The sequence below is a fragment of the Streptomyces sp. NPDC006872 genome, assembly GCF_040635845.1.
Taxonomy (GTDB): domain Bacteria; phylum Actinomycetota; class Actinomycetes; order Streptomycetales; family Streptomycetaceae; genus Streptomyces.
This window is the reverse complement of sequence record NZ_JBEYIL010000008.1, coordinates 510,825-528,028: the sequence shown is the minus strand read 5'-3', so window position 1 is coordinate 528,028 and position 17,204 is coordinate 510,825. Positions and strand designations below refer to the sequence as shown.

Sequence of the window (17,204 nt, the reverse complement as noted above, 5' to 3'; positions counted from 1 at the left end):
TGGAAGGAGCGGACGAGGACCTCGTAGAACACGGCGCGTTTGAACCACTCGGGGTCGCGGTCCTTGGCGGGGGTGTCCTCGAAGGTGTCCGGAACGGGCGAGTTGACGGTCATGGCGGTCTGGAGCCTCCGATCGGCGGTGCGGGTCACCGGACGTGGAACACGTGGGCAGGCGTCCGGCCGGGCTCCAGGCGCACATAGTTCGTGCTTCCCCAGGCGTATGTGGCCCCTGTCAGTTCGTCGCGGACGGACAGAGCTGTGCCGTGGTCCAGGCCGAGTTGCGGCATGTCCAACGAGACCGTGGCCTCCTGGGTGTGGTGGGGGTCGAGGTTGACCACCACCAGAACCGTGTTCGAACCCGCGCGCTTGCTGTACGCGATGACGGCAGGGTTGTCCGTGTCGTGGAAACGGAGGTTGCGCAGCCGGTGCAGCGCCGGGTTGGCCCGCCGGATCGCGTTGAGCTTCGTGATCAGCGGAGCGAGGCTGCGGCCCTCACGTTCGGCCGCCGCCCAGTCGCGCGGCTTGAGCTGGTACTTCTCGGAGTCGAGGTACTCCTCGCCGCCGGGCACGAGCGGAGTGTTCTCGCAGAGTTCGTAGCCGCTGTAGATGCCCCAGGTCGGAGAGAGGGTGGCGGCCAGGACGGCACGGGACTCGAAGGCGGGGCGTCCGCCGTGCTGGAGGTGGGCGGGCAGGATGTCGGGGGTGTTGGGGAAGAGGTTGGGCCGCATGTAGGAGGCGGCGTCGCCCGACAGTTCGGTGAGGTGTTCGGTCAGCTCCTCCTTGGTGTTGCGCCAGGTGAAGTACGTGTAGGACTGCTGGAAGCCGATCTGGGCGAGGGCGTGCATCATCGCGGGGCGGGTGAAGGCCTCGGCCAGGAAGATCACGTCGGGGTCCGTGCGGTTGACGTCCGCGATGACCCGCTCCCAGAACACCAGCGGCTTGGTGTGCGGGTTGTCGACGCGGAAGATCCGCACCCCGTAGGACATCCAGTGCCGCAGCACGCGGACGGTCTCGGAGATCAGCCCCTTCATATCGGCGTCGAAGGCGATCGGGTAGATGTCCTGGTACTTCTTCGGCGGGTTCTCGGCGTAGGCGATCGTGCCGTCCGGGCGGTGGTGGAACCACTCGGAGTGCTTGTGCACCCAGGGGTGGTCGGGGGAGCACTGCAGGGCGAAGTCGAGGGCGATCTCCAGCCCGTGGCCCTTGGCCTGGTCCACGAACCAGGCGAAGTCCTCCAACGTGCCCAGCTCCGGGTGGACGGCGTCGTGCCCGCCCTCCGGCGAGCCGATCGCCCACGGCACGCCGACGTCGTCCGGCTCGGCGTTCAACGTGTTGTTGCGGCCCTTGCGGAACGTCGTGCCGATGGGGTGGATCGGCGGCAGATAGACGACGTCGAAGCCCATCGCGGCGATCGCGGGCAGCCGGCGCGCGGCCGTGCGGAAGGTGCCGTGCGGGCGCTCGGGGGTGCCCTCGGAGCGGGGGAAGAACTCGTACCAGGCCCCGTACAGGGCCCGTTCCCGCTCGACGAGCAGCGGCAGCGGCTCCGAGGCGGAGACCAGTTCCCGCAGCGGGCGCCGGGCGAGGAGTGCGACCACCTCCGGCGTCGACGTCGCCGCGTAGCGCTCGGCGACCGGCGCCGAGTCGTCGAGCAGCTTCTTCGCCGTCTCCCGCAGCAGGGTGCGCTCCGGCCCGCGCGGGGCCTTGGCGGCGGCGCGCTCGAAGAGGTGGCCGCCCTCCTCCAGGACCAGACCGGTGTCGATCCCCGCCGGGATCTTGATCTCCGCGTGGCGGCGCCAGGTGGCGATCGGGTCGCTCCAGGCCTCCACGACGTAGGTCCAGCGACCCATGGTCTCCAGGGTCACATCGGCGCCCCAGCGGTCGCTGCCGGGGGCGAGTTCGCGCATCGGCGTCCAGGGCCCGCGGTCGCCGTCCGGGCTCTTGAGGACCACGTTGGCGCCGATGGCGTCGTGGCCCTCGCGAAACACCGTCGCGGAGATCCGCACCGTCTCCCCGGTCACGGCTTTCGCCGGCCGCCTGCCGCACTCCACGCGCGGTTCGACGTCCCTCACCGGGATACGGCCGATCGCCCTGGTGGACTTCACCCTTGCACCTCCGCTTGCTGAAAATGGCGTTGTTCGCCCGGTGTTGGGCCAACGACCTGCACCCGCGTGGCGTTACGTCTCAGCCGGCAGGCAGCGCAGCGGGCGGGTCACGGCGAGGCGCGCGACGCCGTTCCTCCGGCTCGGCGCCCTGCGCTGCAGAAGGCGGGCGTCCGCACCGGCCCGCAGATACTGTTCGGCGGCCTCGGCGGCCTCCCGTGCGCAGCGCTTGCCCATCAGCACGCACAACGTGTAGCCACAGTCCTCGAAGGTCGCCCGCGCCGTGCGGTCGCCGGGGCGCGCGAGCATGGCCCGCTCCCAGGCGCGGTAACTGCGCAGGGTTCTGGCGACTTCGGTCTTCGCTGGTTGCAGCATCGCGCGGTTCACCTTCCGGGAGTTCAAGAGGTACGTCGCTCGAGGCGAGCGGGTCGGCTCATGCATCGAGGCCCTTCACACAGAGGCGCGAAAGCGTCCAACCTCCCGAGGCCTTCACTTATGGTGCACGGCGCATCACCCAACGTCCTGTTGGATCTTGGTTGTGGTGTGCTCGTGTTGCACGAATGGCGTAGCAGCCCCACTGTGGTTGTGACTCAGAAGCGATTGCCGCTCACGCTTCGTGTCGGGTAACTCGACCTGTCGGGCCGAGGAGGAGCGGGAGCCTCGCCGGTGAGGAGCGAACGAGATGAAGACCGCAGTCCCCTGCTACTACCACCTCGACGTGGACGTGAGTCCGGAACGGGTCGCCCAGGTCAGGCGCATACTGGCCGCTCATCTGAGGTACTGGGACCTCGAGACGCTCGTCGAGCCCGTCTGCCGCGGCGCCGAGCTGCTGCTGAGGGCCATCGACGAACACGCCACGGACAAACGCATCTCGATCGAGATGTGGTGGAACGGCCAGCATCTGATCACCGCCGTCGGCGGCGACGACCGCCGGCTGCGCCCCGACCAGGACCTGCGCTCCTGTCTGGAGCGGATCGCCGCGATGAGCGACGGCTGGGGCTGCTGCGCCACCGACACCGGCAGCAAGGTCATCTGGTTCTCCCAGCGGGCCCGTTCCGGCGAACGTGTGCCGCTCGTGCCGACCGCGCCGACGCCGAGCCTGCGCGAGGTGCTGCGGGTGCCCAGGGAACTGCCGGCAGCGGCCCTGGCCGCCCCGGCGCCCGAGGCGTACGGCGTCCTGGCGGCCGCCCGGTGACCTCACGGCGGAACCGGACACACCGCAGTGCAGGGGTGCCCGCCTGGAGCGGGCACCCCTACCCGTTGGGCGCCGACTTCGACGGACAGGGCACCAACTTCGCGCTGTTCAGCGAGGTCGCCCAGCGCGTCTACCTCGTCCTCGTCGACGACGACGGCACCGCCCGCGAGGTCCCGCTGACCGAGGTCGACGGCTTCGTCTGGCACGCCTACCTGCCCGGGACCGGCCCCGGGCAGCGCTACGGCTTCCGGGTGCACGGGCCGTGGGACCCCGACGCCGGCCACCGCTGCAACCCGGCGAAACTGCTCCTCGACCCCTACGCACGGGCCGTCGACGGGCAGATCGACAACCACGCCTCGCTCCTCGAACGGGCCGGTGGGAGCCCCGACCCGGCGGACAGCGCCGGACACACCCTGCTCGGCGTGGTCACCGACCCCGCCTTCGACTGGGGCGACGACGAACCGCTCCGGCGCCCCTACGCCGACACGGTGATCTACGAGGCCCATGTGCGCGGGCTGACCCGCACCCACCCCGACGTGCCGCCCGCGCTGCGCGGCACCTACGCCGGTCTCGCGCACCCCGCGGTGACGGAGCACCTCACCTCGCTGGGCGTGACGGCGATCGAGCTGATGCCCGTACACCAGTACGTCCAGGACGGCGTGCTGAAGGACCGGGGGCTGTCCAACTACTGGGGCTACAACACCATCGGCTTCTTCGCCCCGCACAACGCCTACGCCGCCCACGGCAGCCGCGGCGGACAGGTCACCGAGTTCAAGACCATGGTGAAGGCGCTGCACGCGGCCGGACTCGAGGTGATCCTCGACGTCGTCTACAACCACACCGCCGAAGGCAGCGAGAAGGGCCCCACCCTCTCCTTCCGCGGCATCGACAACGCCTCCTACTACCGGCTCGTGGACGGCGACTGGTCGCACTACTACGACACCACGGGCACCGGCAACAGCCTGCTCATGCGGCACCCGTACGTCCTTCAGCTGATCATGGACTCGCTGCGGTACTGGGTGACGGAGATGCACGTCGACGGCTTCCGCTTCGACCTCGCCGCCACCCTCGCCCGGCAGTTCCACGAGGTGGACCGGCTGTCCGCGTTCTTCGACCTCATCCAGCAGGACCCGGTGATCAGCCGCGTCAAGCTGATCGCCGAGCCCTGGGACGTCGGCGAGGGCGGCTACCAGGTGGGCAACTTCCCGCCCCTGTGGTCGGAGTGGAACGGCCGCTACCGCGACGCCGTACGGGACTTCTGGCGCGCGGAACCCGGCTCGCTGGGCGAGTTCGCCTCCCGGCTGACCGGCTCCTCCGACCTGTACGACCACAGCAGGCGCCGCCCGCGCGCCAGCGTCAACTTCGTCACCGCGCACGACGGTTTCACCCTGCGCGACCTCGTCTCGTACAACGACAAGCACAACGAGGCCAACGGCGAGGGCAACCGGGACGGCGAGAGCGTCAACCGGTCCTGGAACTGCGGGACCGAGGGCCCCACCGACCGCCCGGCGGTCCTCGCGCTGCGCGCCCGGCAGCAGCGCAACCTGCTCGCCACGCTGCTGCTGTCGCAGGGCATCCCGATGCTGTCCCACGGCGACGAGCTCGGCCGCACCCAGCGCGGCAACAACAACGCCTACTGCCAGGACAACGAAGTCTCCTGGACCGACTGGCGGTTGACCGACGAGCAGCGGACCCTCACCGACTTCTGCCGAAGCCTCGTCGCGCTGCGCGCCGCCCACCCCGTGCTGCGGCGGCGGCGCTTCTTCCGCGGCGCGACCGTCAGAACCGCCGGGCAGCCCCTGCCCGACCTGGTCTGGCTGCTGCCGGACGCCCGCGAGATGACCGCCCGTGACTGGCAACGCGCCGACGCGCACAGCGTCGGCGTCTTCCTCAACGGCGACGCCATCGCCGAACCCGACCCGCGCGGCCGGCCGCTCGTCGACGACTCGTTCCTGCTGCTGTTCAACAGCTACTGGGAACCGGTCGACTTCCGGCTGCCCGGCGCCGCGTACGGCGAACGCTGGACGGTGTGCGCCGACACCGTGGAGCCGGACGGCGGGCCCGACGAGACGGAGTACAAGGCGGGCGCGGAAGTGACGCTGGAGGCCCGCAGCCTGATCGTGCTGGCGCGGCCCCCGAAGCGTTCGGGGTAGGGGAGCGGGAGCCGGAGTTCAGTGCTCCCGGCGCGAGGTCACCGTGAACTGTGCGCCGTCCGGATCCCGCAGGACCGCCTCGTGCTCGGTCTCGACCAGCACGCTGCCGCCGTGCTTCTCCGCCGCCCGCGCGCACGCCGCCACGTCCGCCACCGCGAAGTGGACCTGCCAGTGCGGACGGATCGTCGGGTCGGGCGCCGCCTCCAGCGCGCCCGACTCGATCCGCGCCACGACATCGCCCCGGCTGCGCAGCACGACCTCGCCGCCCTCGTAGCGGACCTCGCAGGCGCCGGGACGGTCCGTGGCCCAGTCGAGGAGCTCGCCGTAGAAGATGGCGGAGTCGAACGCGTCGCGCGTGTGGAGTCTGATGAAGGCGGGCGCCGCCTGCCGCCAGGCCTCCCAGTTGCCGATCAGCTCCCCCTCCCAGACGCCGAAGGTCGCGCCGTCCCGGTCGGCCAGCAGCGCCGCCCGGCCCGGCGGGAGCGAGATCGGCCCCACGGCCACGGTCCCGCCGCGCTCCCGGGCCCGGGACGCCGCCTCGTCCGCGCTGGGCACGGCGAAGTACGGCGTCCAGGCGACCGCCATCTGCCACATCGACGCGACGGCGGCCACCCCGGCGACCGGGACGTTGCCGACCAGTGCCGTGCGGAAGTGGTCGCCGAGCACGCCCCGACGCCACTCCCAGCCCAGCACGGCGCCGTAGAACTCCTGGGTGGCCTCCAGATCGCGGCTGGTCAGGCTCACCCAGCAGGGCGCACCGAACACGGACTGCGTGGAGACGGCTCTCCGCGCACCGGAGGCGGGGGTCGGGCGATGGTTCATGGCACTCGCGTTCCTGGTCTCTCGGTCGGCGGGCGGGCGGTTCACCACCAGTGTCCGGCCGGAACCGTCCGAGGCGCCTGCCGAGTGATCCGGGCGAGGTCAGTTCGGGGCCGGCCGATCGGTCTCCGCGGCGATCCCCTCGATCTCCTCGCGCAGCCGTGCGAAGCAGCCGCTCAGCAGCCGCGAGACGTGCATCTGCGAGATGCCCAGCTGCTCCGCGATCCGGCTCTGTGTCATGCCCGCGAAGAACCGCAGGTAGAGGATGGTCCGTTCGCGCTCGGGCAGAGCCCGCAGACAGGGCGCCACGGCCACCCGGTCGACGACCGTGTCGAAGCCGGGGTCGGGGACGCCGAGGGCGTCCTCGAGGGCGTAGCCGTCGGTGCCGGGCAGCTCGGCCTCCAGCGACAGCGCGGTGAAGCACTCCAGGGCCTCCGCGCCCGTGCGCACCTCGTCCTCGGTCAGCTGCGCGTACGCGGCGATCTCGGCGTCGGTCGGCGGCCGTCCCGGAGTCGTCTGGGACAGCTCCTTCGCGGCGTGCCGGACCCGGTTGCGCAGGTCCTGGACCCGGCGCGGCACGTGCAGCGTCCACATGTGGTCGCGGAAGTGGCGCTTGATCTCCCCCGTGATCGTCGGCACCGCGTACGCCTCGAAGGCGCGGCCGCGGTCCGGATCGTAGTGATCGACGGCCTTGACGAGACCCAGGGCCGCGACCTGGTACAGGTCCTCCAGGGCCTCGCCGCGCCCCCGGAACCGGACGGCTATCCGCTCGGCCATGGGCAGCCAGAGGCGGACCAGCTCGTCCTTGAGCGCCTGGCGCTCCGGCCCGTCGGGCAGCCCGGTCAGCCGTACGAAGGCATCGGTGGTGTCCGGGGCGTCGTCGTGGGGGTGCTGCTTGGATCGGACGGTCGTCGTACGCATGATGCGCGCCTCCCTCAGGAGGGGTGCCGGGTCCCACGGACGTGCCTCCTGCCCGAAGCACTTCGTGCCCGATTCCCGGCATCGAGCATTTTGAAACGGTTTTGACCTATTTATACAGTGTTGTTCTTGACGCCCGCTCCTGGTGCCCACTTCTGGCGGCCCTTTTGACCTCCCCTTGGCTCATTACCTCTGACACAGAGGTAACGTCGACCGTGTGGAAGGCGATGCGCAGGACGAGACGTTCGACGAGACGTTCCCGGAAGAGCTCGCCGATGCGCTCGTCGGCGTCCAGCGGCTGCTCAGGAGGCGGCTGCGGGCCGGGCTGACCGTGCCGCGGCTGCGGGGCGCCGAGGTCGAGCTGCTGCGCCTGGTCGAGACCCGGCCCGGCATCGGCGTGTCGGAGGCCGCGAAGGAGCTGTACCTCGCGGGCAACTCCGTCTCGACCCTCGTCAACCAGCTGGTCAAGGACGGCTACCTGGTCCGGGAGCAGGACCCGGCCGACCGGCGGGCCGCCCGGCTGCTGCTCACCGAGGCGGCCGAGACCCGGCTGCGGGCCTGGCAGACACGGCGTGCCGAGCTCGTCGGCCGACACGTCGCCCGCCTTGACGCCGCCGACCGGGAGGCCCTGCGCGCGGCGCTCCCGGCCCTGCGCGCGCTCGCCGTCGATCTGCACGAGGAGGCCGAGGACTCATGACGACCGACACCGACGCTGACACCGCCCCGGACGCCGTCGCCTGTACGCGGCTCGCGTACGCGTTCGGCGACACCCGGGCCGTCGACGGGCTGGAGCTGACCGTCCGGGAGGGCGAGGTCTTCGGCCTGCTCGGGCCCAACGGAGCCGGCAAGACCACCGCCATCCGCTGCATCACCACGCTGCTGCCGGTCCCCTCCGGCATGGTGCGCGTCTTCGGCCACGACGCCGCCGGGGACCGGATGGCCGTACGCCGGCTGCTCGGCTATGTGCCGCAGCAGCTCTCCGCGGACGCGGGCCTGACCGGCCGGGAGAACGTCGCCCTGTTCGCCCGGGTCTTCGACGTGCCCCGGCGCGAGCGGGCCGCACGCGTCGGGCAGGCGCTGGCCGCCGTCGACCTCTCGGAGGCCGCCGACCGGCTGGCCGGCACCTACTCCGGCGGCATGGTCCGCCGCCTCGAACTGGCCCAGGCCCTGGTCAGCGCGCCCCGGCTGCTGATCCTCGACGAGCCGACCATCGGCCTCGACCCGATCGCCCGAACGAGTGTCTGGGAGCACATCACCGCCGTCCGCGAGGCCACCGGCATGACGGTCCTGGTGACCACGCACTACATGGACGAGGCCGACCAGTACTGCGACCGGGTCGCCCTGATGCACCGCGGCCGGATTCGCGCCCTCGGCACCCCCGTCGAGCTCCGGCAGGGGCTCGGCGAACGCCGACGGGCCGAGGGCGCGGCCGCCACGGATCCGCTGCCCACCCTGGAGGACGTCTTCCGGGAGGTCGCCGGCAGCGGCCTCGACGAGCAGGCAGGAGGTTTCCGCGATGTCCGAAGCACCCGCCGCACCGCCCAACGCGTCGGCTGACCGCGCCCGTGCCCAGGGCATCGAGCTGCTGCTGGTGCCGCCCCGGCCCCGCGACGGCCGACTGCTGCTGCCCGCCAGGATCGCCGCCCTGTGCGCCGTCGAACTGCAGAAGCTGCGCCACGACCGCACCGAGCTGTACACCCGGGCCGTGCAGCCCGCCCTGTGGCTGCTGATCTTCGGCCAGACCTTCACCCGCATCAAGGCGATCCCGACCGGCGGCATCCCCTACATCGACTATCTGGCACCCGGCATCATCGCCCAGTCCGCGATGTTCATCGCCATCTTCTACGGCATCCAGATCATCTGGGAACGGGACGCCGGCGTCCTGAACAAGCTGCTGGTGACGCCCACTCCGCGCTCCGCGCTGATCACCGGCAAGGCGTTCGCGGCCGGGGTGAAGTCGGTGATCCAGGCGGTCGTCGTGGTCGTCATCGCCGCCCTGCTCGGCGTCGCCCTGACCTGGAACCCGCTCAAGCTGCTCGGGGTCGCCGCGATCGTCGTCCTCGGCTCGGCCTTCTTCTCCTGTCTGTCGATGACCATCGCGGGCATCGTCCTGAGCCGCGACCGGCTGATGGGCATCGGCCAGGCGATCACCATGCCGCTGTTCTTCGGCTCCAACGCCCTCTACCCGGTCGCCGTCATGCCGGGCTGGCTCCAGGCCGTCAGCAGGGTCAACCCGCTCAGCTACGAAGTGGACGCCCTGCGCGGGCTGCTCCTCGGCACGCCCGCGCACCTCGCCCTCGACTTCGGGGTGCTGATCGTGGCGGCGGCGCTCGGCATCACCGCGGCCTCCTCGCTCCTGGGGCGGCTGGCCCGCTGATCTTGGCCCGGGGACGTGATGTGCGGCACGCCCCCGGCAAGCCCTTTCCCGGCCTGTCGGCGGATTGTCCCTGCGCACGGCTTGATCAGTGATCAAAGGGGGTGAATTCCCTGGCCACAGCGCATTCTGCTCATTTGACAGTGCGCTCGGCGCACGGATAGGAAGCAGCCGGTATCAAGTCGAGAGGTGGACTGTGTACGAGCCGAACGTGGTCGGGGACTGGCACGAGTACGACGAGTACGCCGGTCTGCGGGTCCGCGTCCACCGCATGGAGCAGAGCGAGCCGCCGCGGGGGCGCGACGACGCAGCCGAGGGGCTGACCTATTTCAGCCTGCGGGTGACCGTCGAGAACCGGGGCAGCCTGAACCCCACGATCCATCTCGAGGACGGCCAGATCGACGTGCGGCTGGGGCCGGACGGCGAGAGCGCGTTCATCGACTGGCGCAACTCGCAGTTCATCGAGGGCTTCGACGTCTATCCGCTGCGCCGGGTCACCGCCGTGCTGTACGCGGCGGGACCCGAGGCGTCCCTCGGACAGGTGGACGTCCAGATCCAGCTGCGGGTCGACGACGACTGGGCCGACCGCCGGCTGTGGACGGGCGGCATGGGGCTGCACGAGGGGGCCTGTGGGGCTTCGGCCGGGGCCGCCCGCGACAGCCTGGCCGGCCAGGTGAGCAACTTCCTGCGCGACCAGGCCGAAGAGGGCACCGCCTGACCGGCGACGCCCTCTCCTGCGGTTGCGGTGACCGGCTCGGCCGGTCACCGGACGGTCAGTGCGGGATGCCGTCGATGATCTCGCGCGCGCCCTGACGCAGCAGCGACACCGCCACCGAGGTGCCGAGCGTCGCCGGGTCGAGGCGGCCCGCCCACTCGTGGGCGTTCAGCCGGGTCTTGCCGTCCGGGGTGAACACACAGGCCCGCAGGGACAGTTCGCCGCTGCGGTCGACCCGCGCGAAGCCCGCGATCGGGCTGTTGCAGTGCCCCTGCAGGACGTGCAGGAACATGCGCTCCGCCGTGGCCTCCCGATGGGTGGCCGGATCGCCGAGCCCGCTGACCGCGTCGATGAGCTCGCTGTCGCCCTCACGGCACTGCAGGGCGAGGATGCCCGCGCCGATCGGCGGCATCATCGTCTCCGGCGACAGCACCTCGCTGATCACATCACGCCGGTCGATGCGCTCCAGGCCGGACACCGCGAGCAGCAGCGCGTCCGCCTCGCCCGCCGCGAGCTTCTCCAGCCGCCGGTTGGCGTTGCCGCGGAACGGCACGCACTCCAGGTGCGGGTGGGTGGCGGCGAGCTGGGCGATCCGGCGCACCGAGGAGGTGCCGATGCGGGTCCCGGCCGGCAGCTCGTCCAGGGTGAGGCCGCCCGGGTGCACGAGGGCGTCCCGGATGTCGTCGCGCTGCAGGAACGCGGCGAACACCGTGCCCGCGGGCAGCGGTCGGTCGGCGGGGACGTCCTTGACGCAGTGCACCGCGAGATCCGCCTCACCGGCCAGCAGCGCGGCGTCGACCTCCTTGGTGAACGCGCCCTTGCCGTCGACCTTGGACAGGTCGCCCATCCACTTGTCGCCGGTCGTCTTCACGGGGACGACCTCGGTGCGCACAGCGGGATACAGGACGGTCAACTCCGCGCGGACCCGCTCCACTTGGGCCAGGGCCATGGGCGAGTCGCGGGAGACGATGCGGATCAGTTCCGGAACGGACATGCGGGACACGATAGACCCTCACGGCCCGTGCCCCGCACCGCTTGCAGGTTTCGGCCACGCATCACCGCTTCGCTCGCCAGTCGAAGGGGTAGAGGTCCATGGCCCAGTCCGGCGAGACGGCGTCGAGCTCGGCGACGCGCGCCGGCGTGCGCAGCAGACAGCGGTGGCGCAGCAGGTCGCTCCGCTCGGCGGGCGTCAGCAGTGCCGTGTGGGGGTCGTCCCGCACCGAGTGGGTGTCGTCGCGTCCCTCGGCGTTGAGCAGGTCGCCCTCGGCGGTGCGGACGTCCACCCTGAAGTCCGTACGCCACTGGGAGTTGTGCCCCCAGCCCAGGGACTCGTCGACGGTCGGGCGGTGCCGGCGCAGAAACGTCCAGTACAGGGGCGAGCGGTCGGCGACCCCGCGTTCGGCGTGCCGGGCGCCGGCGCGCACCCGGACCCCGGCACGGCCGAACAGGACGGGTCCCAGCCGGAGCCCCGGCCAGACCACTTCGGTGATCCGCACCGGCTCGTCGGGGTCCTCGGCCTGCTCGACGGCCACGATCTCGTGCCGGAACGGGTCGAACGCCCCGCTCTCCTCGAAGGGCGTCATCCCGAGCCCGGCGAAGAGGGTCGCGTACTCGTCCGGTCCCACCGTGGGCCAGTGGTGGAGGCGGTCCTCCTCGCCGGGGGCGGGCGGCGGCTGCCGGGACAGCAGCAGCACATCGCTGACCCGGCTCAGGGCGTACAGCTCCCAGAGCAGTTCCGCCCGTCGGTCCTGCGGGCCGGTGCGAGCGGCCAACACACCGGCGCCCGCCAGGAGTTCGGTGCGGTAGGCGCCCTCGGCGCGGGCCAGCCAGGCCGCCATGACCGGGGCGGGGTCGCGGTCCGCCGTTCCGTCGCGCAGCGCCTCGTACAGCCGACGGGCGCCCATCCCCTCGCGCCTCAGGGGTTCACCCGCAGGCTGAAGCGCCGTTTGTCGGTGCCCAGGGCGCCGTTGCGGGCGTAGAAGCGGATCGCGCCGTCGTTCCAGGCGGGGGTCTGCCACTGCACCTCGGCCAGGCCCAGGCTGCGGGCCCGGTCCGCGACCGCGTCCATCATCAGCGGGCCCAGTCCGAGGCCGCGGTGGCCGGGGGCGAGGAACAGACAGTCCATGTGGAGGTACTCGCGGCCCTCCCAGGTGGAGAGCTCGGGCGCGCAGGTGGCGTAGCCGACGAGCTCGCCGTCGGGCAGTTCGGCGACCAGACAGCACAGCCGGGGGGCGGGGTCGTCGAAGAGCAGCACGGCCAGGCGCCCCGCGAGATCGGGGACCGGCGGGGCGGCGCGCTCGTACTCCGCGTGCTGGGCGGCCAGTTCGGCGACCCGCGGCAGATCCGACCGCTCGGCGTGCCGGACCCGGGCGGCGCTCACCTGACGTCTCCCTCGACGGTGTCCGCGCCCCACGCGGCGAGCCGCTCCGGGAGGGAGCCGACGCCGTCGAGGACCTGCCGTGCGAAGGCGTCGCGTTCATGGGCCAGGACGGCGGCCTCCCACACGCACGGGGCGAGCCCCGCTCTCGCGGGCCGCAGAGCCTCCGGCCGGCCGGCCGGACCGGTGAACACCGCCAGGTCCGACATATGGCCCTCGATCCAGGTGTGGATCAGGAGGTAGTCCCCGTCGCCGCCGGCGTGCACCAGCACGACGGCCAGGCCGAGCGAGCCCCGCAGCTCGCCGAGCGCCAGGTGGCCCTCGGCGATCCGCAACGCCTCCTGGGCGTCCCGCTCCGTCACCGTCCGCCCCGGCGCCTCGATCGCGTACGCCTTGACCAGGTGTCCGGCGACCTCCTGGGCGCCCAACGGGCGGACGGCGCGGGCGTGGTGACCCTCGGCGAGCGTGCGCAGCTCCTTCGCCGGGACGGCCGACGGCAGTTCGTCGTGAAGATCCATCCGAACATCATGCGACGTACGTGCGCCGCCGTCCACGGTCGAGGTACGGACCGGTCGGTTCAGTATGGCCGCGGACCGGCCCCGGGGCGGCCCCGAACACGGGGTCCCGCTTCGGGGCCGATCCCGGCCCGGGGTCACGCGTTGGGGTCGAAGGAGATCCCGGACGGCTTGGCCGACGACAGGTTGCCGGCGAAACTGGCGTCCTTCAGACCGAAGTTGGCGCTGCCGAAGTCGTACGCGCTCAACTTGTCCCGCAGGCCCGACGGGTAGCCGTTCCAGCCGACCAGCGGCGGGTACTGCCAGGTGCCCTTGGCGTTCTCCGGCGGCTCGTCGCCCGAGTTGCCCAGCCGGAAGCAGTGCGTGCTGATGCCGTCCTTGTGGTAGACGGCCTTCGCGTGGGTGCCCTCGAAGCGCACGGTGGACGCGGCGTGCACGGTGAACGAACCGTGGTTGGACGTCGAGACGTACTGCACCGCGCCGTTCTGCACCCAGACCACGACGTGCTCCCAGTCGTGCCGGTGCCCGCCTATGCTGCTGTTCGCGAGCGCCTGGTCCTTCTCGAAGTACAGGCTGTACATGTACGCGCACCAGCCGTTGTTGCACTTGTAGCGCGAGTAGCTGTTGGTGTTGTCCAGGTCGGAGGCGTCGTGGCAGTCGCCGCTGAGCGAACCGGTCGGCTTCAGACCGCCGTTGATCGTGCCGTCGGGTCCGATGGCGGGCGTGGGGTAGCACCCGTCCGTGTCGTAGTCGAAGGCGGGCTGGTACGTCAGCTCGGCGGCCTCGGCGTTCTGCGGCAGTGCCTGGGGAGGAGCGGCGAAGGCGGCCGAGGGAACGGCGAGGACGAGCGCGGCGGCACCGGCGAGACCGGTGAGCCATCTCCTGCGGTGGGCCTTGAACGTGGCTGAGGACACGGCGTTCTCCTCGTGAGGGGGCGCAGCCGAACGGCTGTGGGGGAAAAGGAAGTTCAGCTTCCAGGGTTTTCACTTCCGCGCCAAGAGGTCGCAGGCGTATCAGTGATGAAGGACAGCCCAATACTTGGTCACCTGGTGCCGGGTCAGGCGGAAGTGTCCGGAAGGTCCGCCGCCGACTCCTCGGGCGTCAGGTCGGCACGCAGCCGCAGCCACGACGGCTGGCGCAGCAACCCCGCCCGGGTGCGCGTGCGGTAGCGGACCTCGCCGACCAGCCGCGGCACGACCCAGTGCGCGCCCGCCGCCGGCGGCACGGAGTCGAAGGGGCACACCCCGGTCTCGGCGGTCCGCAGCAGCGCCGCGAGTTCGACGCGCTCGGCCTCGCTCCAGCCGGTGCCCACGTTGCCGACGTACCGCAGACCCGTCGCGGCGCGCTGTCCGACGAGGACGGCGCCGGGCAGCCCGGTCAGCCGCCCCTTGCCGGGCAGCCAGCCGCCGACCAGGACGTCCGCGACCGACATGTTCCGGATCTTGATCCAGGACCGGGAGCGCACGCCCGGTTCGTACACCGAGTCGAGCCGCTTGCAGACCAGCCCCTCCAGCCCGTGCGCGCGGGTCGCCTCCAACGCCTCCCGCCCGTGCCCGACCAGGGCGCCCGGCGTCGACCAGCACGGCCCCTCCAGCTCCAGCGCCTCCAGCCGGGCCCGGCGCCGCGTGTAGGACAGGGGGAGCAGGGAACGCCCGCCCAGGTGCAGCACGTCGAACAGGACGAGGTGCACGGGAGCTGCCGCCGCCAGCCGCGCGGCCTTGCCCGGCGCCTGCACCAGCCCCATCCGGGACTGCAGCAACTGGAAGTCGGCGCGGCCGTGTTCGTCCAGGGCGAGCACCTCCCCGTCCAGCACGGCCGGCGTCGCGCCGAGCGCCGCGCCCAGCGGCCGCAGCTCGGGATAGGCGCCGGTGATGTCCTCCCCCGAACGGGCGCGCAGGGTGATGCTCCCGTCCCCGGCGAGATACACGACGGCCCGCTGCCCGTCCTGCTTGGTCTCGTAGGCCCACCGGGCGTCCTGGGCGGCGGGCGGCAGCCGGCCCGGGGAGGCGAGCATGGGGGCGATGCGCGGGAGGGTCACGGGTGAGTTGTGGACGCCGCCGGGCCGCCGCACGCGGCCGACCCCCCGGTTTCGCCTGAACGGCGCTGTGCCCGACGAGCCGTCAGTGGTCGCCGGTCGGCGGCGCGGGCGCCTGGACCAGGCCCGATCGGTAGGCGACGACGACCAGCTGGGCGCGGTCGCGGGCGCCGAGTTTCGTCATGGCGCGGTGCACATGGGTGCGGACCGTGAGCGGGCTGACGAAGAGCTTCTCGGCGATCTCCTCGTTGGAGCAGCCCTCCGCGACCCAGGCCATCACCTCGCGCTCGCGGGCGGTCAGCGCCGTCAGGTCGTCGGGGGCGGCGAGCCGGGCGCCCTCCGCCGGGGAGGCCAGGAAACGGGTGATCAGGGAGCGGGTGGCGAGCGGCGAGAGGAGGGACTCGCCGCAGGCTACGGTGCGGATGCCGGCCAGCAGGGCGTCGGCGGTGACGTCCTTGCCGAGGAAGCCGCTCGCGCCGGACCGCAGCGCCCGGGCGACGTATTCGTCCATCTCGAACGTCGTCAGGATCAGCACCCGGGTGCCGGACAGGGCGGGGTCGGCGCACACGGCGGAGGTCGCGGCGAGGCCGTCGGTGCCGGGCATGCGGATGTCCATGAGGACGACGTCCGGACGGTGCAGCCGGGCGAGTTCGACGGCCTCGGCCCCGTCGGTGGCCTCGCCCACCACCTCCATGTCGTCGCAGGAGTCGATGAGGATCCGGAAGGTGGCCCGCAACAGGGCCTGGTCGTCGGCGAGCAGCACGCGGATGGTCATGGGGTCCGTTCTCGGGGCGCGGGAGTGTCGGGGTGGAGGGGAAGCCGGGTGGTGACCTGGAAGCCGCCCCCGGGACGGCGCCCGGCCTGCAGGACACCGCCCACGGACTCGGCGCGCTCGCGCATGCCGATCAGGCCGAAACCCCGGCCGCCCGGGGCTGCGGCGGGCACGGCGGTCCCGTCGTCGGTGACGGTGATCGTCAGCCGGTCGCGGCCGAAGTGCAGCCGCACCCGGGCGGTGCGCGCGCCCGCGTGCTTGCTGACGTTGGTCAGCGCCTCCTGCACGATGCGATACGCCGTCAGGTCCACGCCCGGGGTGAGCGGCCGCGCCGTGCCCTCGGTCGCGATCCGGACGTCGAGGCCCGCGCACGCGCAGGCCTGCGTCAGTTCGGCCAGCTGCGCCAGGCCGGGGCTCGGTGCGAGCGGCGCGTCGCCGTCGCCCGCCTGGCGCAGCAGACCGACGGTGGCCTTGAGCTCGCGCAGCGCCGAGGACGTCGTGCCGGCGAGGTCGGTGAGGAGGCCCTGGACGCGGTCGGGGTGGGTGCGCGCGAGGTGGGCCGCCGTGCCCGCCTGGGCGTTGGCCAGCGCCAGGTGGTGGGCGACGACGTCGTGCAGCTCCCGGGCGATGCGGACCCGCTCCTCGACGACCCGGCGCTGCGCCTCCTCCTCGCGGCCGTGCTCGGCGTACTCGGCGCGGGCCTGGACGGCGTCGACGTAGGCCCGTTGCAGGCGGACCAGGTTGCCGGTGACGACCGGGAACAGCAGCCAGACCGCGGGGCTGATCGTCTTCAACGGCCAGGGGTGGTGCCCGGCGGGGTCCGCGACCAGGGCGGTCGGCACGATCAGGGCGAGGACGGCGAGGAAATGGCGGCGGGCCGTCCGGCGGCCGGTGCTCACGGTCAGCCGGTAGAGGGCGAGCATCAGGGGCCCCAGCAGCAGCGGGGTGATGAGATCGCCGCACGCGATCGCGACGGTGACACAGACCGCCGTCACGGCCACCGCCCCGCCGGGACGGCTGCGCTGCCACAGCAGCAGCGCACCGCAGGAGACCAGCCCGAGGGCGATCGTCGGACCCGCCGCCACCGGCCGGCCGGTGACGGGCACGCTGATCTCGCTGCCGAAGAGGAAGGCGGCGAAGAGCAGGACGGCCGCCATCGTGTCGACGGTGCGGGCGTGGTCGTCCGCATAGCGCTGCCAGGGGATGATCATCGGCTCTCCGGTCGGGGCTCGG

18 protein-coding genes are annotated in these 17,204 nt (G+C 72.2%); 6 read left to right on the top strand and 12 right to left on the bottom strand.

The genetic code is table 11. The annotated features are described in order from the left end of the window. Window positions 1-145: 145 nt before the first annotated feature. Both ABZ725_RS25935 and ABZ725_RS25930 read right to left on the bottom strand, forming a co-directional pair. Entirely contained in the window at window positions 146-2,101 is a 1,956-nt protein-coding gene (locus tag ABZ725_RS25935) for an alpha-1,4-glucan--maltose-1-phosphate maltosyltransferase (RefSeq protein WP_358804954.1), read from the bottom strand. Between the two features lie 72 nt (window positions 2,102-2,173). Beyond that, window positions 2,174-2,473, bottom strand: a complete 300-nt coding sequence (locus tag ABZ725_RS25930) for a DUF5133 domain-containing protein (protein ID WP_351920331.1) — start codon at window positions 2,471-2,473, stop codon at window positions 2,174-2,176. Between the two features lie 307 nt (window positions 2,474-2,780). Here ABZ725_RS25930 and ABZ725_RS25925 point away from each other — a divergent pair, with 307 nt between their 5' ends. Together ABZ725_RS25925 and glgX are read left to right on the top strand one after the other, a co-directional pair. Further along, the gene (locus ABZ725_RS25925) at window positions 2,781-3,293 is read left to right on the top strand and encodes a pep a2 (protein ID WP_358804953.1); all 513 of its coding nucleotides are present in this window, start codon (window positions 2,781-2,783) and stop codon (window positions 3,291-3,293) included. Between the two features lie 35 nt (window positions 3,294-3,328). Further along, window positions 3,329-5,446, top strand: a complete 2,118-nt coding sequence (gene glgX, locus ABZ725_RS25920) for a glycogen debranching protein GlgX (protein WP_358804952.1) — start codon at window positions 3,329-3,331, stop codon at window positions 5,444-5,446. A gap of 18 nt (window positions 5,447-5,464) precedes the next feature. Here the strand turns inward: glgX and ABZ725_RS25915 are convergent, their stop codons facing one another. Together ABZ725_RS25915 and ABZ725_RS25910 are read right to left on the bottom strand one after the other, a co-directional pair. Further along, on the bottom strand, window positions 5,465-6,268 hold the full coding sequence (locus ABZ725_RS25915; RefSeq protein WP_358804951.1) for a VOC family protein: 804 nt from the start codon (window positions 6,266-6,268) through the stop codon (window positions 5,465-5,467). Between the two features lie 99 nt (window positions 6,269-6,367). Continuing rightward, a complete protein-coding gene (locus tag ABZ725_RS25910; RefSeq protein ID WP_351920339.1) occupies window positions 6,368-7,186 on the bottom strand; it encodes a SigB/SigF/SigG family RNA polymerase sigma factor in 819 nt (272 codons plus the stop codon). A 214-nt stretch (window positions 7,187-7,400) separates the two neighbouring features. Here ABZ725_RS25910 and ABZ725_RS25905 point away from each other — a divergent pair, with 214 nt between their 5' ends. The 4 genes from ABZ725_RS25905 to ABZ725_RS25890 all read left to right on the top strand — a co-directional run bounded on the left by ABZ725_RS25905 (window position 7,401) and on the right by ABZ725_RS25890 (window position 10,275). Then, the gene (locus tag ABZ725_RS25905; RefSeq protein ID WP_358804950.1) at window positions 7,401-7,880 is read left to right on the top strand and encodes a MarR family transcriptional regulator; all 480 of its coding nucleotides are present in this window, start codon (window positions 7,401-7,403) and stop codon (window positions 7,878-7,880) included. Then, window positions 7,877-8,740, top strand: coding sequence for an ATP-binding cassette domain-containing protein (locus ABZ725_RS25900; protein ID WP_358804949.1), 864 nt, complete (start codon window positions 7,877-7,879; stop codon window positions 8,738-8,740). Before ABZ725_RS25905 ends, ABZ725_RS25900 begins: the two co-directional genes overlap by 4 nt. Further along, the gene (locus tag ABZ725_RS25895) at window positions 8,700-9,560 is read left to right on the top strand and encodes an ABC transporter permease (RefSeq protein WP_358804948.1); all 861 of its coding nucleotides are present in this window, start codon (window positions 8,700-8,702) and stop codon (window positions 9,558-9,560) included. Before ABZ725_RS25900 ends, ABZ725_RS25895 begins: the two co-directional genes overlap by 41 nt. A 193-nt stretch (window positions 9,561-9,753) precedes the next feature. Then, window positions 9,754-10,275, top strand: a complete 522-nt coding sequence (locus ABZ725_RS25890) for a hypothetical protein (RefSeq protein WP_358804947.1) — start codon at window positions 9,754-9,756, stop codon at window positions 10,273-10,275. 55 nt (window positions 10,276-10,330) lie between these two features. On the opposite strand, the gene hemC is transcribed toward ABZ725_RS25890, so the two are convergent. The 8 genes from hemC to ABZ725_RS25850 form a co-directional block, all read right to left on the bottom strand. After that, window positions 10,331-11,266, bottom strand: a complete 936-nt coding sequence (gene hemC, locus ABZ725_RS25885) for a hydroxymethylbilane synthase (protein ID WP_358804946.1) — start codon at window positions 11,264-11,266, stop codon at window positions 10,331-10,333. Between the two features lie 61 nt (window positions 11,267-11,327). After that, the gene (locus tag ABZ725_RS25880) at window positions 11,328-12,176 is read right to left on the bottom strand and encodes a hypothetical protein (RefSeq protein ID WP_358804945.1); all 849 of its coding nucleotides are present in this window, start codon (window positions 12,174-12,176) and stop codon (window positions 11,328-11,330) included. A gap of 11 nt (window positions 12,177-12,187) precedes the next feature. Then, window positions 12,188-12,652, bottom strand: a complete 465-nt coding sequence (locus ABZ725_RS25875) for a GNAT family N-acetyltransferase (protein WP_358804944.1) — start codon at window positions 12,650-12,652, stop codon at window positions 12,188-12,190. Then, window positions 12,649-13,167 (bottom strand): hypothetical protein, encoded by a 519-nt coding sequence (locus ABZ725_RS25870; protein WP_358804943.1) that lies wholly within the window; start codon window positions 13,165-13,167, stop codon window positions 12,649-12,651. The genes ABZ725_RS25875 and ABZ725_RS25870 overlap by 4 nt, the downstream gene beginning before the upstream one ends. A 134-nt stretch (window positions 13,168-13,301) precedes the next feature. Next, complete coding sequence (locus tag ABZ725_RS25865; RefSeq protein WP_358804942.1) at window positions 13,302-14,078, bottom strand: NPP1 family protein; 777 nt, start codon at window positions 14,076-14,078, stop codon at window positions 13,302-13,304. A 143-nt stretch (window positions 14,079-14,221) separates the two neighbouring features. After that, window positions 14,222-15,202, bottom strand: a complete 981-nt coding sequence (locus ABZ725_RS25860) for an ATP-dependent DNA ligase (RefSeq protein ID WP_358804941.1) — start codon at window positions 15,200-15,202, stop codon at window positions 14,222-14,224. A gap of 82 nt (window positions 15,203-15,284) precedes the next feature. Beyond that, window positions 15,285-15,974 carry a response regulator transcription factor gene (locus ABZ725_RS25855; protein WP_358804940.1) on the bottom strand — a complete coding sequence of 230 codons (690 nt, stop codon included), beginning with the start codon at window positions 15,972-15,974 and terminating at the stop codon, window positions 15,285-15,287. Beyond that, complete coding sequence (locus ABZ725_RS25850) at window positions 15,971-17,182, bottom strand: sensor histidine kinase (protein ID WP_358804939.1); 1,212 nt, start codon at window positions 17,180-17,182, stop codon at window positions 15,971-15,973. The genes ABZ725_RS25855 and ABZ725_RS25850 overlap by 4 nt, the downstream gene beginning before the upstream one ends. Window positions 17,183-17,204 lie beyond the last annotated feature (22 nt).